Source organism: Bacillus sp. FSL M7-0003 (assembly GCF_038628485.1).
Taxonomy (GTDB): Bacteria; Bacillota; Bacilli; order Bacillales; family Bacillaceae; genus Bacillus; species Bacillus safensis.
Map to the genome: position 1 here is coordinate 1 of NZ_CP152024.1, position 14,385 is coordinate 14,385.

The following is a 14,385-nucleotide window of genomic DNA, read 5'->3' on the forward strand; positions in this document are numbered from 1 at the left end:
ATGGAAAATATTTTGGATCTGTGGAATAAAGCACTTCAAAAAATAGAGACAAAATTGAGCAAACCCAGTTTTGAGACATGGATGAAATCGACAAAAGCCCATTCTCTTCAGGGAGATACGCTTACAATTACGGCACCTAATGAATTTGCTAGAGATTGGCTAGAGTCAAGATATCTTCACTTAATTGCTGATACCATCTATGAACTAACAGGTGAAGAGCTCAGCATTAAATTTATTATTCCTCAAAATCAGGATGAAGAGGAAGCCATGCCAAAGTCTCCTATCAAAAAAATGTCTAAAGAAGAGCCCGTTGACATTCCACAAAATATGCTGAATCCAAAATATACATTTGATACTTTTGTTATTGGTTCAGGCAACCGTTTTGCTCATGCCGCTTCACTTGCAGTCGCGGAAGCACCAGCAAAAGCATATAACCCGCTTTTTATTTATGGGGGCGTTGGTTTAGGAAAGACTCACTTGATGCATGCGATTGGTCATTACGTGATCGACCATAATCCATCAGCCAAAGTGGTCTATCTATCATCTGAAAAATTTACTAATGAATTTATCAACTCAATCCGAGATAACAAAGCTGTCGACTTCCGTAACCGCTATCGGAATGTAGATGTGCTTTTGATAGATGATATTCAATTTTTAGCAGGAAAAGAACAAACACAAGAAGAGTTTTTCCATACATTCAACACACTTCACGAAGAAAGTAAGCAAATCGTCATTTCTAGTGACCGGCCTCCGAAGGAAATTCCGACACTTGAAGACAGATTACGCTCTCGATTTGAATGGGGCTTAATTACAGACATTACCCCGCCAGATCTAGAAACGCGTATCGCGATACTGCGAAAAAAAGCAAAAGCAGAAGGCTTAGACATTCCAAATGAAGTCATGCTGTACATTGCCAATCAAATCGACAGCAACATTCGTGAGCTGGAGGGTGCTTTGATTCGTGTCGTTGCTTACTCATCTTTAATTAATAAAGACATTAATGCAGATCTAGCAGCTGAGGCGCTAAAGGACATCATTCCTTCGTCAAAGCCTAAGGTCATTACAATTAAAGATATTCAAAGAATTGTAGGGCAGCAATTTAATATTCGATTAGAGGATTTCAAAGCAAAGAAACGTACAAAGTCAGTTGCTTATCCAAGACAAATTGCCATGTACCTCTCTAGAGAAATGACCGATTCCTCTCTGCCTAAAATCGGAGAAGAATTTGGCGGTCGTGATCATACGACTGTCATTCATGCTCATGAGAAGATTTCGAAATTAATTGTTGAAGATGAACAGCTTCAGCAGCATGTCAAAGAGATCAAAGAACAATTAAAATAATCAAGCTGATATAATGAGTACGGGAAAATGTGAATAACTAGAGCATAGTCATACACAGTCTGTCCACATGTGGATAGGCTGTCTTTCCTTTCTTTTTCTCGACTTATCCACATATTCACAAGCCCTACTATTACTTCTACGATTTTTATTAATAAAATATATATACATGTCATTAAGAAAATTTAGGAGGACCACTATGAAATTCACGATTCAAAAAGATCGTCTTGTCCAAAGTGTCCAAGATGTATTAAAGGCCGTATCCTCTAGAACAACGATTCCTATTTTGACAGGGATTAAAATTGTTGCGTCTGATGAAGGGGTTTCTCTAACAGGAAGCGATTCTGATATCTCAATTGAATCTTTCATTCCTCAAAGAGATGGAGATTTAGAGGTTATCACCATTGATCGTCCGGGAAGTATTGTGCTTCAAGCCCGCTTTTTTAGTGAAATTGTAAAGAAACTGCCTATGTCTACTGTCGAAATTGAAGTAGAACAAAATCACCTGACTATCATCCGCTCTGGTTCAGCGGAATTTAACTTAAACGGCTTAGATGCTGAAGAATATCCGCATCTTCCACAAATTGAAGAGCATCATGCATTTCAAATTCCGACAGATCTGCTTAAAAACTTGATTCGTCAAACTGTTTTTGCAGTGTCCACCTCAGAAACACGACCTATCTTGACAGGTGTAAACTGGAAGGTTGAAAAAGGTGAATTAATATGCACAGCAACGGATAGCCACCGTCTTGCTTTAAGAAAAGCGAAGTTAGATATTAACGAGGAAAGTTCGTATAATGTCGTGATTCCAGGGAAGAGTTTAACTGAGCTAAGTAAAATTCTTGATGATGGACAAGATCTTGTGAGCATCGTCATTACAGAAACACAAGTTCTTTTTAAAGCACAAAACGTACTGTTCTTCTCAAGGTTGCTGGATGGAAATTATCCAGATACGGCCCGTCTGATCCCGCAAGAAAGTAAAACGGATGTCGTGGTCAACACGAAAGAGTTCCTTCAAGCCATTGATCGTGCATCACTTTTGGCAAGAGAAGGACGTAATAATGTCGTGAAACTGTCAGCTGATCCTGAACAAAGCCTTGAAATCTCTTCTAACTCGCCTGAGATCGGTAAAGTGGTGGAGACGGTTCAAGCAGATGACATTAAAGGGGAAGATCTTAAAATCTCCTTCAGTCCAAAATATATGCTGGATGCGTTAAAAGTATTAGAGGGAACAGATATTCATGTAAGCTTCACTGGTGCAATGAGACCGTTCCTGCTGCGTACGCCGAATGATGATTCTATCTTGCAATTGATTCTTCCGGTAAGAACGTATTAATTCAATCTAAAATGGCTGCTGTGTGAGTGCACAGCAGCTTTTCTTCTCGTTTTCCATGCTTTCTTTCATCCCAGTTCGCTTTCCCCCTTTCCTTCTTGTCTTGTTTTTTAGTACAATTAGATATTAGTGATATTGAAAGAGGTCGATACAATGCCTAATCTTATAACCATTGAAACAGAAATGATTACATTAGGGCAGTTTTTGAAATTAGCCGAAGTCATCCAATCTGGCGGAATGGCGAAATGGTTTTTAAGTGAACATGAGGTGTTCATTAATCAAGAGCCAGATAATAGACGGGGACGCAAACTATACCCAGGAGATGTTGTCGAGATTGAAGGTTACGGCACATTTCAAGTTGTGAATTAGAAACGGGTGACAATACATGTACATTCAAAGTCTGGCGTTAACTTCATACCGAAACTATGAACACACCGAGCTTCAATTCGACAATAAGGTGAATGTCATGATCGGTGAGAATGCCCAAGGTAAAACGAACTTGATGGAAGCGATCTATGTATTGTCGATGGCAAAGTCTCATCGTACGTCAAATGATAAAGAACTTATCCGATGGGACCAAGACTATGCTAAAATAGAAGGTAGAGTCATTAAAAAAAATGGTCCACTCCCAATGCAGCTCGTGATCTCAAAAAAAGGGAAAAAGGGCAAGGTCAATCACATTGAACAACAGAAGCTCAGTCATTATGTTGGTGCGTTAAACACCATCATGTTTGCGCCAGAGGACTTAAGTCTTGTGAAGGGCAGCCCGCAAATCCGCAGAAGATTCCTCGACATGGAGATTGGACAAGTTTCTGCTGTCTACTTGCATGATTTATCGCTCTATCAAAAAATCCTTTCTCAGCGGAATCATTACTTGAAACAATTGCAGACAAGAAAGCAATCGGATCAAGCGATGCTGGAGATTTTAACAGAGCAGTTGATTGATGCGGCAGCGAAAGTGGTCAAAAGACGACTGACTTTTACGAAACAGCTCGAAAAATGGGCGCAGCCGCTGCATTTTGGGATTTCTAGAGAGCTAGAAACACTTACGCTCCAATACCAGACGGCAATAGAGGTATCAGAAGCGTCAGACTTGTCGAAAATAAAGAATAGCTATGAAGAATCGTTTCAGAAACTAAGAGACAGAGAAATAGACCGAGGGGTGACACTGTGGGGGCCTCACAGAGATGACCTGCTTTTCTTTGTGAATGGTCGGGATGTTCAGACATATGGCTCTCAAGGGCAGCAAAGAACAACAGCTCTTTCACTAAAGCTGGCAGAAATTGATCTGATACATGAAGAAATCGGAGAATATCCCATTCTTCTACTTGATGATGTGTTATCTGAACTTGATGATTACAGACAGTCTCATTTGCTCCATACCATTCAAGGTCGTGTACAGACCTTCGTCACTACAACAAGTGTTGAAGGCATTGATCACGCCACCCTGAAAGAAGCGGAAATTTTCAGAGTAGCCAGTGGAAAAGTAATTGACTGATAAATGAGGTGTGAGTCTTGTATATTCATTTAGGTGATGATTGTGTTGTTTCTACACGAGAGATTGTCGCAATTGTTGATTACAAAATGAGGTCGTCTTCTGTTGTAGAAGAATTTCTACAAAAACAGGAGAAACATATCATTTCGTTATCACAAGGGACACCCAAATCCATTGTCGTCACAACTGAATCTGTTTATTACTCTCCTCTTTCCTCAAGCACGCTCAAAAAACGTGCTTCGTTTGTGGTTGAAATTGAAGTCTAAAAACTCAATTCATATAAATATATCGTTTAAGAAAAGTGTAGGTGAATGTACGTGGCAATGGAACAGCAACATAATAGTTATGATGAAAATCAGATACAGGTGCTTGAAGGATTAGAAGCTGTTAGAAAACGTCCAGGAATGTACATTGGGTCAACCAATGCAAAAGGGCTTCACCATCTTGTATGGGAAATTGTCGACAACAGTATTGATGAGGCATTAGCTGGTTATTGTACAGACATTACAGTGCAAATTGAAAAAGATAACAGCATTACAGTAAAAGATAATGGCCGCGGGATTCCTGTTGGAATTCATGAGAAAATGGGGCGTCCTGCCGTAGAGGTCATTATGACTGTTCTTCACGCTGGCGGTAAATTTGACGGCAGCGGTTATAAAGTATCAGGCGGTCTGCATGGTGTAGGGGCATCTGTTGTAAATGCATTATCTACTACCTTAGACGTGACTGTATACCGTGACGGGAAAATCCATTATCAGCAGTTCAAACGCGGCGTTCCAGTGGGAGATTTAGAGGTTATTGGTGAAACTGATGTAACCGGGACAACCACTCACTTTGTGCCAGATCCAGAAATTTTCACGGAAACCATTGAATTTGATTACGATACACTTGCTAACCGTGTTCGTGAGTTAGCTTTCTTAACAAAAGGTGTAAACATCATCATAGAAGACTTGCGTGAAGGCAAAGAGCGGAGAAATGAATACTGCTACGAAGGCGGTATTAAGAGCTATGTAGAACATTTAAACCGTTCAAAAGAAGTCGTTCATGAAGAACCTGTGTACATCGAAGGTGAGAAAGACGGAATCACCGTTGAAGTAGCATTACAATATAACGATTCCTATACAAGCAATATCTATTCCTTCGCTAACAATATCAACACGTATGAAGGCGGAACACACGAAGCTGGTTTTAAAACCGGTCTAACGCGTGTCATCAATGACTATGCTCGTAAAAATGGCGTATTCAAAGATGGGGATGCGAATTTAAGTGGTGAAGATGTGCGAGAAGGCTTAACAGCCATTATCTCCATCAAACATCCAGACCCTCAATTCGAAGGACAAACGAAGACAAAGCTTGGGAACTCAGAAGCGAGAACCATCACAGACTCCCTTTTCTCTGAAGCACTTGAGAAATTCTTGCTTGAAAATCCTGATTCTGCGAAAAAAATTGTGGAAAAAGGACTGATGGCAGCTCGTGCAAGAATGGCTGCCAAAAAGGCTCGTGAGCTGACAAGACGTAAAAGTGCACTGGAAGTCTCCAGCTTACCTGGGAAACTAGCGGACTGTTCTTCTAAAGATCCTTCCATCTCTGAACTCTATATTGTAGAGGGAGATTCTGCGGGCGGATCTGCTAAGCAAGGCCGTGATCGCCACTTCCAAGCGATCTTACCGTTAAGAGGGAAGATCCTAAACGTAGAAAAAGCTCGTTTAGATAAAATTTTATCGAACAACGAGGTTCGTTCAATGATTACAGCATTAGGAACTGGAATCGGAGAAGACTTTACTTTAGAGAAAGCACGCTATCACAAAATTGTGATCATGACAGATGCCGATGTGGATGGAGCACACATTCGAACGCTGCTCTTAACATTCTTCTATCGCTACATGCGTGAAATCATTGAAAACGGTTATGTGTATATTGCGCAGCCGCCTTTATATAAAGTGCAGCAAGGAAAACGTGTGGAGTACGTGTATAACGATAAACAGCTGGATGAGCTGTTAAAATCACTTCCTCAAACACCAAAGCCTGGACTTCAGCGTTATAAAGGTCTTGGAGAAATGAATGCTGCTCAGCTTTGGGAAACAACAATGGACCCTGATGCGAGAACACTTCTTCAAGTCACACTTGAGGATGCGATCGATGCTGATGAGACATTTGAAATGCTGATGGGAGATAAAGTAGAACCGAGACGAAACTTTATCGAAGAAAATGCGCAATACGTGAAAAACCTTGATATTTAGATAGATCCCTCCTGAGAACAACCTTATTTCTTGTTTGGAATAAGGTTGTTTTTCAAGAAATAGGGGCGTGTAACGAATGTCCTGGTTTTCCGTGTTTTCGTTGATTTTCTAGTAAATTAATGTGTATAAAGCCGAGATTATTGATATAATGGAGAATAGTCTTGTGAAGATAAATACATATTTTACTCCCACATAATTTATTTCATGTGATACGTAAAGGGAGGTTCTTATAGTGAGTGAACAACATACACCAAATGTACGCGAAGTAAATATTAGTCAAGAAATGCGTACGTCCTTTTTAGATTATGCAATGAGTGTTATTGTTTCGCGTGCATTACCAGATGTGCGAGATGGCTTGAAGCCCGTGCATCGAAGAATTTTGTATGCGATGAATGACCTAGGTATGACAAGTGATAAACCATTTAAGAAATCTGCACGTATCGTTGGGGAAGTTATCGGTAAGTACCACCCTCACGGTGACAGCGCTGTATACGAAGCGATGGTTCGTATGGCGCAAGACTTCAACTATCGAAATATGCTGGTTGAAGGCCACGGGAACTTTGGTTCTGTCGATGGAGACGGTGCAGCGGCAATGCGTTATACTGAGGCGCGTCTATCTAAAATTTCAATGGAAATCCTGCGTGATATCACTAAGGATACGATTGATTATCAAGATAACTACGATGGCAGTGAAAGAGAACCAATCGTCATGCCTGCTCGTTTCCCGAACTTATTAGTCAACGGGGCAACAGGTATCGCTGTAGGGATGGCAACAAACATTCCGCCTCACCAGCTAGGTGAAGTGATTGATGGGGTACTGGCGATAAGTCAAAACCCAGAAATGACTACACAGGAACTAATGGAGATCATTCCAGGACCAGACTTCCCAACTGCGGGACAAATCATTGGCCGAAGCGGAATCCGCAAAGCATATGAAACAGGCCGAGGTTCTATTACATTACGTGCAAAGTCTATCATCGAAGAAACATCCAGCGGTAAGCAGCGGATTGTCATCAATGAAATTCCATATCAGGTCAACAAAGCACGTTTGATCGAAAAAATCGCTGATCTTGTGCGCGATAAAAAGATCGATGGCATTACAGATCTCCGTGACGAGTCTGATCGTAATGGAATGCGGATCGTGATTGAACTGCGAAGAGACGCGAACGCCCACGTTCTATTAAACAATCTTTATAAACAAACGACACTTCAAACGTCATTTGGGATCAACTTATTGGCACTAGTTGATGGACAGCCGAAAGTCTTGTCCCTCAAACAATGTCTTGAATATTATTTAGAGCATCAAAAAGTGATTATTCGCAGAAGAACAGCATATGAACTTCGTAAAGCCGAAGCAAGAGCTCATATTCTAGAAGGTTTAAGAATCGCTCTTGACCACTTAGATGAAGTCATTGCATTAATTAGAAGCTCTCAAACTGCTGAAATCGCGAGAAATGGCTTAATGGAGAACTATAGCTTGTCCGAAAAACAAGCACAGGCCATTCTTGATATGCGTCTTCAGCGCTTAACTGGTTTGGAAAGAGAAAAGATAGAAGAAGAATACAAAGGACTTGTTGATTTGATTGCTGAGTTGAAATCCATTTTAGCAGACAATGAGAAAGTTCTTGAAATCATTAGAGAAGAATTAACAGAAATCAAAGAACGTTTCAATGATACGCGCCGTACTGAAATTGTGACAGCGGGTATTGAAACAATTGAAGACGAAGATTTGATTCCTGTTGAGAACATCGTGATTACGCTGACTCATAATGGTTATATCAAGCGTCTGCCTGCATCAACATACCGCAGTCAAAAAAGAGGCGGTAAAGGTGTTCAAGGGATGGGAACCAATGAGGATGATTTCGTAGAACAGCTGATTTCAACATCTACCCATGATACAATCCTCTTCTTCTCTAATAAAGGGAAGGTTTATCGTGCGAAGGGATATGAGATTCCTGAATTCGGACGGACAGCGAAAGGGATTCCGATTATTAACCTGCTTGAAGTAGAAAAGGGAGAGTGGATTAATGCCATTATTCCGGTAAGCGAATTTGATGAAGATTCGTATCTCTTCTTTACAACAAGACACGGTGTATCAAAACGAACGTCATTGTCTCAGTTTGCCAACATTCGAAACAATGGACTTATCGCATTAAGTCTTCGTGACGAAGATGAACTGATGGCTGTCCGTTTAACCAATGGAGAAAAACAAATCATCATTGGAACGAAAAAAGGTATGCTGATTCGTTTCGACGAGACAGATGTTCGTGAAATGGGGCGTACGGCAGCTGGCGTGAAAGGAATTACGCTTTCTGAAGATGACATCGTCGTTGGGATGGAAATCCTTGAGCCAGATGCAAACGTATTGATCGTCACCGAAAAAGGGTATGGTAAGTTAACACCTGAAAAAGAATACCGTGTTCAAAGTAGGGGCGGTAAAGGTCTTAAAACATGTAAAATCACTGACAACAACGGTCCGCTTGTCGCAGTGAAGGCGACGAATGCTGAAGCTGAAGAGGACTTGATGATTATTACAGGAAGCGGCGTGATCATTCGTATGGCCGTTTCAGATATTTCAACAACAGGTCGAGTCACTCAAGGTGTCCGCCTGATTCGTCTAGGTGATGATGAACATGTCGCTACAGTGGCATTAGTTGAACAATCACAAGAAGATGATGAAGAGAATAGTGAAGAAAACGTAGAAACTATAGAGTCAGATCAAGAGCAATCTGAGTAAAAATAAAGCCGGTTCTTCACCGGCTTTATTTTTTTCTAAAAAAACATGAGTTTTTTTGAAATTTATAATGCTTTTTTCATAGATATGTGTTAATCTTTCAAAGGAGCAAAAAGAGGCTCTATTTTTTATCTCTTTTACAGTGGAAACTTCTTAAAAAAATAAAATGTTTTTCAAGAAAAATGTTGACTGCTGATAGAGATATATGATATATTTAAGTGGTCGCTTTGAGAGAGTGACACACAAGTTCTTTGAAAACTAAACAAGACAAAACGTACCTGTTAATTCGAGTTTTTATAAAAAAATCCTATGATACTTCATAGGTAGTCAGTCAAACTGGCGAAAAGCAAAACTTCGGTTTTGTACTTTTTCGGAGAGTTTGATCCTGGCTCAGGACGAACGCTGGCGGCGTGCCTAATACATGCAAGTCGAGCGGACAGAAGGGAGCTTGCTCCCGGATGTTAGCGGCGGACGGGTGAGTAACACGTGGGTAACCTGCCTGTAAGACTGGGATAACTCCGGGAAACCGGAGCTAATACCGGATAGTTCCTTGAACCGCATGGTTCAAGGATGAAAGACGGTTTCGGCTGTCACTTACAGATGGACCCGCGGCGCATTAGCTAGTTGGTGGGGTAATGGCTCACCAAGGCGACGATGCGTAGCCGACCTGAGAGGGTGATCGGCCACACTGGGACTGAGACACGGCCCAGACTCCTACGGGAGGCAGCAGTAGGGAATCTTCCGCAATGGACGAAAGTCTGACGGAGCAACGCCGCGTGAGTGATGAAGGTTTTCGGATCGTAAAGCTCTGTTGTTAGGGAAGAACAAGTGCGAGAGTAACTGCTCGCACCTTGACGGTACCTAACCAGAAAGCCACGGCTAACTACGTGCCAGCAGCCGCGGTAATACGTAGGTGGCAAGCGTTGTCCGGAATTATTGGGCGTAAAGGGCTCGCAGGCGGTTTCTTAAGTCTGATGTGAAAGCCCCCGGCTCAACCGGGGAGGGTCATTGGAAACTGGGAAACTTGAGTGCAGAAGAGGAGAGTGGAATTCCACGTGTAGCGGTGAAATGCGTAGAGATGTGGAGGAACACCAGTGGCGAAGGCGACTCTCTGGTCTGTAACTGACGCTGAGGAGCGAAAGCGTGGGGAGCGAACAGGATTAGATACCCTGGTAGTCCACGCCGTAAACGATGAGTGCTAAGTGTTAGGGGGTTTCCGCCCCTTAGTGCTGCAGCTAACGCATTAAGCACTCCGCCTGGGGAGTACGGTCGCAAGACTGAAACTCAAAGGAATTGACGGGGGCCCGCACAAGCGGTGGAGCATGTGGTTTAATTCGAAGCAACGCGAAGAACCTTACCAGGTCTTGACATCCTCTGACAACCCTAGAGATAGGGCTTTCCCTTCGGGGACAGAGTGACAGGTGGTGCATGGTTGTCGTCAGCTCGTGTCGTGAGATGTTGGGTTAAGTCCCGCAACGAGCGCAACCCTTGATCTTAGTTGCCAGCATTCAGTTGGGCACTCTAAGGTGACTGCCGGTGACAAACCGGAGGAAGGTGGGGATGACGTCAAATCATCATGCCCCTTATGACCTGGGCTACACACGTGCTACAATGGACAGAACAAAGGGCTGCAAGACCGCAAGGTTTAGCCAATCCCATAAATCTGTTCTCAGTTCGGATCGCAGTCTGCAACTCGACTGCGTGAAGCTGGAATCGCTAGTAATCGCGGATCAGCATGCCGCGGTGAATACGTTCCCGGGCCTTGTACACACCGCCCGTCACACCACGAGAGTTTGCAACACCCGAAGTCGGTGAGGTAACCTTTATGGAGCCAGCCGCCGAAGGTGGGGCAGATGATTGGGGTGAAGTCGTAACAAGGTAGCCGTATCGGAAGGTGCGGCTGGATCACCTCCTTTCTAAGGATATATGGAGCAGCGTGCGTTTTCGTCTTGTTTAGTTTTGAAGGAACTTGCAAAAGATCCTACAACATCATATCTTCGATATGAAAGATGGGCCTGTAGCTCAGCTGGTTAGAGCGCACGCCTGATAAGCGTGAGGTCGGTGGTTCGAGTCCACTCAGGCCCACCATCTTCTATTAAATTGGGGCCTTAGCTCAGCTGGGAGAGCGCCTGCCTTGCACGCAGGAGGTCAGCGGTTCGATCCCGCTAGGCTCCACCAACGTGTTCTTTGAAAACTAGATAACAATAAGTAATACATTCACATTGAATGCAATGCAAAGTTCATCACACATAGTGATTCTTTCTAAAGTAAGAAATGGTTAAGTTAGAAAGGGCGCACGGTGGATGCCTTGGCACTAGGAGCCGATGAAGGACGGGACGAACACCGATATGCTTCGGGGAGCTGTAAGCAAGCTTTGATCCGGAGATTTCCGAATGGGGAAACCCACTGCTCGTAATGGAGTAGTATCCATACTTGAATACATAGAGTATGAGAAGGCATACCCGGGGAACTGAAACATCTAAGTACCCGGAGGAAGAGAAAGCAAATGCGATTCCCTGAGTAGCGGCGAGCGAAACGGGAACAGCCCAAACCAAGAGGCTTGCCTCTTGGGGTTGTAGGACACTCTATACGGAGTTACAAAGGAATGATATAAGCGAAGAGGTCTGGAAAGGCCCGCCAAAGAAGGTAACAGCCCTGTAACTGAAATGTCGTTCTCTCCAGAGTGGATCCTGAGTACGGCGGAACACGTGAAATTCCGTCGGAATCCGGGAGGACCATCTCCCAAGGCTAAATACTCCCTAGTGACCGATAGTGAACCAGTACCGTGAGGGAAAGGTGAAAAGCACCCCGGAAGGGGAGTGAAATAGATCCTGAAACCGTGTGCCTACAAGTAGTCAGAGCCCATTAACGGGTGATGGCGTGCCTTTTGTAGAATGAACCGGCGAGTTACGATCCCGTGCAAGGTTAAGCAGAAGATGCGGAGCCGCAGCGAAAGCGAGTCTGAATAGGGCGCATGAGTACGTGGTCGTAGACCCGAAACCAGGTGATCTACCCATGTCCAGGGTGAAGTTCAGGTAACACTGAATGGAGGCCCGAACCCACGCACGTTGAAAAGTGCGGGGATGAGGTGTGGGTAGGGGTGAAATGCCAATCGAACCTGGAGATAGCTGGTTCTCTCCGAAATAGCTTTAGGGCTAGCCTCAAGGTAAGAGTCTCGGAGGTAGAGCACTGATTGGACTAGGGGCCCCTACCGGGTTACCGAATTCAGTCAAACTCCGAATGCCGATGACTTATCCTTGGGAGTCAGACTGCGAGTGATAAGATCCGTAGTCGAAAGGGAAACAGCCCAGACCGCCAGCTAAGGTCCCAAAGTATACGTTAAGTGGAAAAGGATGTGGAGTTGCTTAGACAACCAGGATGTTGGCTTAGAAGCAGCCACCATTTAAAGAGTGCGTAATAGCTCACTGGTCGAGTGACTCTGCGCCGAAAATGTACCGGGGCTAAACGTATCACCGAAGCTGCGGACTGTTCTTACGAACAGTGGTAGGAGAGCGTTCTAAGGGCTGTGAAGCCAGACCGGAAGGACTGGTGGAGCGCTTAGAAGTGAGAATGCCGGTATGAGTAGCGAAAGACGGGTGAGAATCCCGTCCACCGAATGCCTAAGGTTTCCTGAGGAAGGCTCGTCCGCTCAGGGTTAGTCGGGACCTAAGCCGAGGCCGAAAGGCGTAGGCGATGGACAACAGGTTGATATTCCTGTACCACCTCCTCACCATTTGAGCAATGGGGGGACGCAGGAGGATAGGGTAAGCGCGGTATTGGATATCCGCGTCCAAGCAGTTAGGCTGGGAAATAGGCAAATCCGTTTCCCGTGAAGGCTGAGCTGTGATGGCGAGCGAAATTTAGTAGCGAAGTTCCTGATTCCACACTGCCAAGAAAAGCCTCTAGCGAGGTGAGAGGTGCCCGTACCGCAAACCGACACAGGTAGGCGAGGAGAGAATCCTAAGGTGATCGAGAGAACTCTCGTTAAGGAACTCGGCAAAATGACCCCGTAACTTCGGGAGAAGGGGTGCTTCTTAGGGTGTTAAAGCCCCGAGAAGCCGCAGTGAATAGGCCCAGGCGACTGTTTAGCAAAAACACAGGTCTCTGCGAAGCCGTAAGGCGAAGTATAGGGGCTGACGCCTGCCCGGTGCTGGAAGGTTAAGAGGAGCGCTTAGCGTAAGCGAAGGTGCGAATTGAAGCCCCAGTAAACGGCGGCCGTAACTATAACGGTCCTAAGGTAGCGAAATTCCTTGTCGGGTAAGTTCCGACCCGCACGAAAGGCGCAACGATCTGGGCACTGTCTCAACGAGAGACTCGGTGAAATTATAGTACCTGTGAAGATGCAGGTTACCCGCGACAGGACGGAAAGACCCCGTGGAGCTTTACTGCAGCCTGATATTGAATGTTGGTACAGCTTGTACAGGATAGGTAGGAGCCTTGGAAACCGGAGCGCTAGCTTCGGTGGAGGCATCGGTGGGATACTACCCTGGCTGTATTGACCTTCTAACCCGCTGCCCTTATCGGGCAGGGAGACAGTGTCAGGTGGGCAGTTTGACTGGGGCGGTCGCCTCCTAAAATGTAACGGAGGCGCCCAAAGGTTCCCTCAGAATGGTTGGAAATCATTCGCAGAGTGTAAAGGCACAAGGGAGCTTGACTGCGAGACCTACAAGTCGAGCAGGGACGAAAGTCGGGCTTAGTGATCCGGTGGTTCCGCATGGAAGGGCCATCGCTCAACGGATAAAAGCTACCCCGGGGATAACAGGCTTATCTCCCCCAAGAGTCCACATCGACGGGGAGGTTTGGCACCTCGATGTCGGCTCATCGCATCCTGGGGCTGTAGTCGGTCCCAAGGGTTGGGCTGTTCGCCCATTAAAGCGGTACGCGAGCTGGGTTCAGAACGTCGTGAGACAGTTCGGTCCCTATCCGTCGCGGGCGCAGGAAATTTGAGAGGAGCTGTCCTTAGTACGAGAGGACCGGGATGGACGCACCGCTGGTGTACCAGTTGTTCTGCCAAGGGCATCGCTGGGTAGCTATGTGCGGACGGGATAAGTGCTGAAAGCATCTAAGCATGAAGCCCCCCTCAAGATGAGATTTCCCATTCCGCAAGGAAGTAAGATCCCTGAAAGATGATCAGGTTGATAGGTCTGAGGTGGAAGCGTGGTGACACGTGGAGCTGACAGATACTAATAGATCGAGGACTTAACCTATATTCTAATGTGAAGCATGAACATTGTTATCTAGTTTT

Annotated in this window: 7 protein-coding genes, 2 tRNA genes and 2 rRNA genes; all 11 read left to right on the forward strand. The window is 44.8% G+C overall.

What is annotated here, in order from left to right; all coding sequences use genetic code 11:
- The 11 genes from dnaA to MHI23_RS00055 all read left to right on the forward strand — a co-directional run bounded on the left by dnaA (position 1) and on the right by MHI23_RS00055 (position 14,347).
- Positions 1 to 1,341, forward strand: a complete 1,341-nt coding sequence (gene dnaA, locus MHI23_RS00005) for a chromosomal replication initiator protein DnaA (protein ID WP_024424073.1) — start codon at positions 1 to 3, stop codon at positions 1,339 to 1,341.
- A 196-nt stretch (positions 1,342 to 1,537) separates the two neighbouring features.
- Positions 1,538 to 2,674, forward strand: a complete 1,137-nt coding sequence (gene dnaN, locus MHI23_RS00010) for a DNA polymerase III subunit beta (RefSeq protein ID WP_024424074.1) — start codon at positions 1,538 to 1,540, stop codon at positions 2,672 to 2,674.
- Positions 2,675 to 2,824: 150 nt separating this feature from the next.
- On the forward strand, positions 2,825 to 3,040 hold the full coding sequence (gene yaaA, locus MHI23_RS00015; protein WP_008360916.1) for a S4 domain-containing protein YaaA: 216 nt from the start codon (positions 2,825 to 2,827) through the stop codon (positions 3,038 to 3,040).
- A 16-nt stretch (positions 3,041 to 3,056) separates the two neighbouring features.
- On the forward strand, positions 3,057 to 4,169 hold the full coding sequence (gene recF, locus MHI23_RS00020) for a DNA replication/repair protein RecF (RefSeq protein WP_056766784.1): 1,113 nt from the start codon (positions 3,057 to 3,059) through the stop codon (positions 4,167 to 4,169).
- A gap of 17 nt (positions 4,170 to 4,186) precedes the next feature.
- A complete protein-coding gene (locus MHI23_RS00025) occupies positions 4,187 to 4,432 on the forward strand; it encodes an extracellular matrix/biofilm biosynthesis regulator RemA family protein (RefSeq protein ID WP_056766786.1) in 246 nt (81 codons plus the stop codon).
- A 57-nt stretch (positions 4,433 to 4,489) separates the two neighbouring features.
- Complete coding sequence (gyrB, locus tag MHI23_RS00030) at positions 4,490 to 6,406, forward strand: DNA topoisomerase (ATP-hydrolyzing) subunit B (protein WP_024424077.1); 1,917 nt, start codon at positions 4,490 to 4,492, stop codon at positions 6,404 to 6,406.
- Between the two features lie 232 nt (positions 6,407 to 6,638).
- On the forward strand, positions 6,639 to 9,143 hold the full coding sequence (gene gyrA / locus MHI23_RS00035) for a DNA gyrase subunit A (RefSeq protein ID WP_285706748.1): 2,505 nt from the start codon (positions 6,639 to 6,641) through the stop codon (positions 9,141 to 9,143).
- 364 nt (positions 9,144 to 9,507) lie between these two features.
- Positions 9,508 to 11,056, forward strand: a 16S ribosomal RNA gene (locus MHI23_RS00040).
- A 95-nt stretch (positions 11,057 to 11,151) separates the two neighbouring features.
- Positions 11,152 to 11,228: transfer RNA gene (locus MHI23_RS00045), tRNA-Ile, on the forward strand.
- Positions 11,229 to 11,242: 14 nt separating this feature from the next.
- Positions 11,243 to 11,318: transfer RNA gene (locus MHI23_RS00050), tRNA-Ala, on the forward strand.
- A gap of 98 nt (positions 11,319 to 11,416) precedes the next feature.
- Positions 11,417 to 14,347 (forward strand): 23S ribosomal RNA (locus MHI23_RS00055).
- Together the 16S and 23S rRNA genes with 2 tRNA genes alongside form the textbook arrangement of a ribosomal RNA operon.
- Positions 14,348 to 14,385 lie beyond the last annotated feature (38 nt).

Excerpts from the sequence above, each read along its gene's own strand:
- dnaA (WP_024424073.1), top strand. The coding sequence starts at position 1 with ATGGAAAATATTTTGGATCTGTGGAATAAAGCACTTCAAAAAATAGAG.
- dnaN (WP_024424074.1), top strand. The coding sequence starts at position 1,538 with ATGAAATTCACGATTCAAAAAGATCGTCTTGTCCAAAGTGTCCAAGAT.
- recF (WP_056766784.1), top strand. The coding sequence starts at position 3,057 with ATGTACATTCAAAGTCTGGCGTTAACTTCATACCGAAACTATGAACAC.
- yaaA (WP_008360916.1), top strand. The coding sequence starts at position 2,825 with ATGCCTAATCTTATAACCATTGAAACAGAAATGATTACATTAGGGCAG.
- gyrB (WP_024424077.1), top strand. The coding sequence starts at position 4,490 with ATGGAACAGCAACATAATAGTTATGATGAAAATCAGATACAGGTGCTT.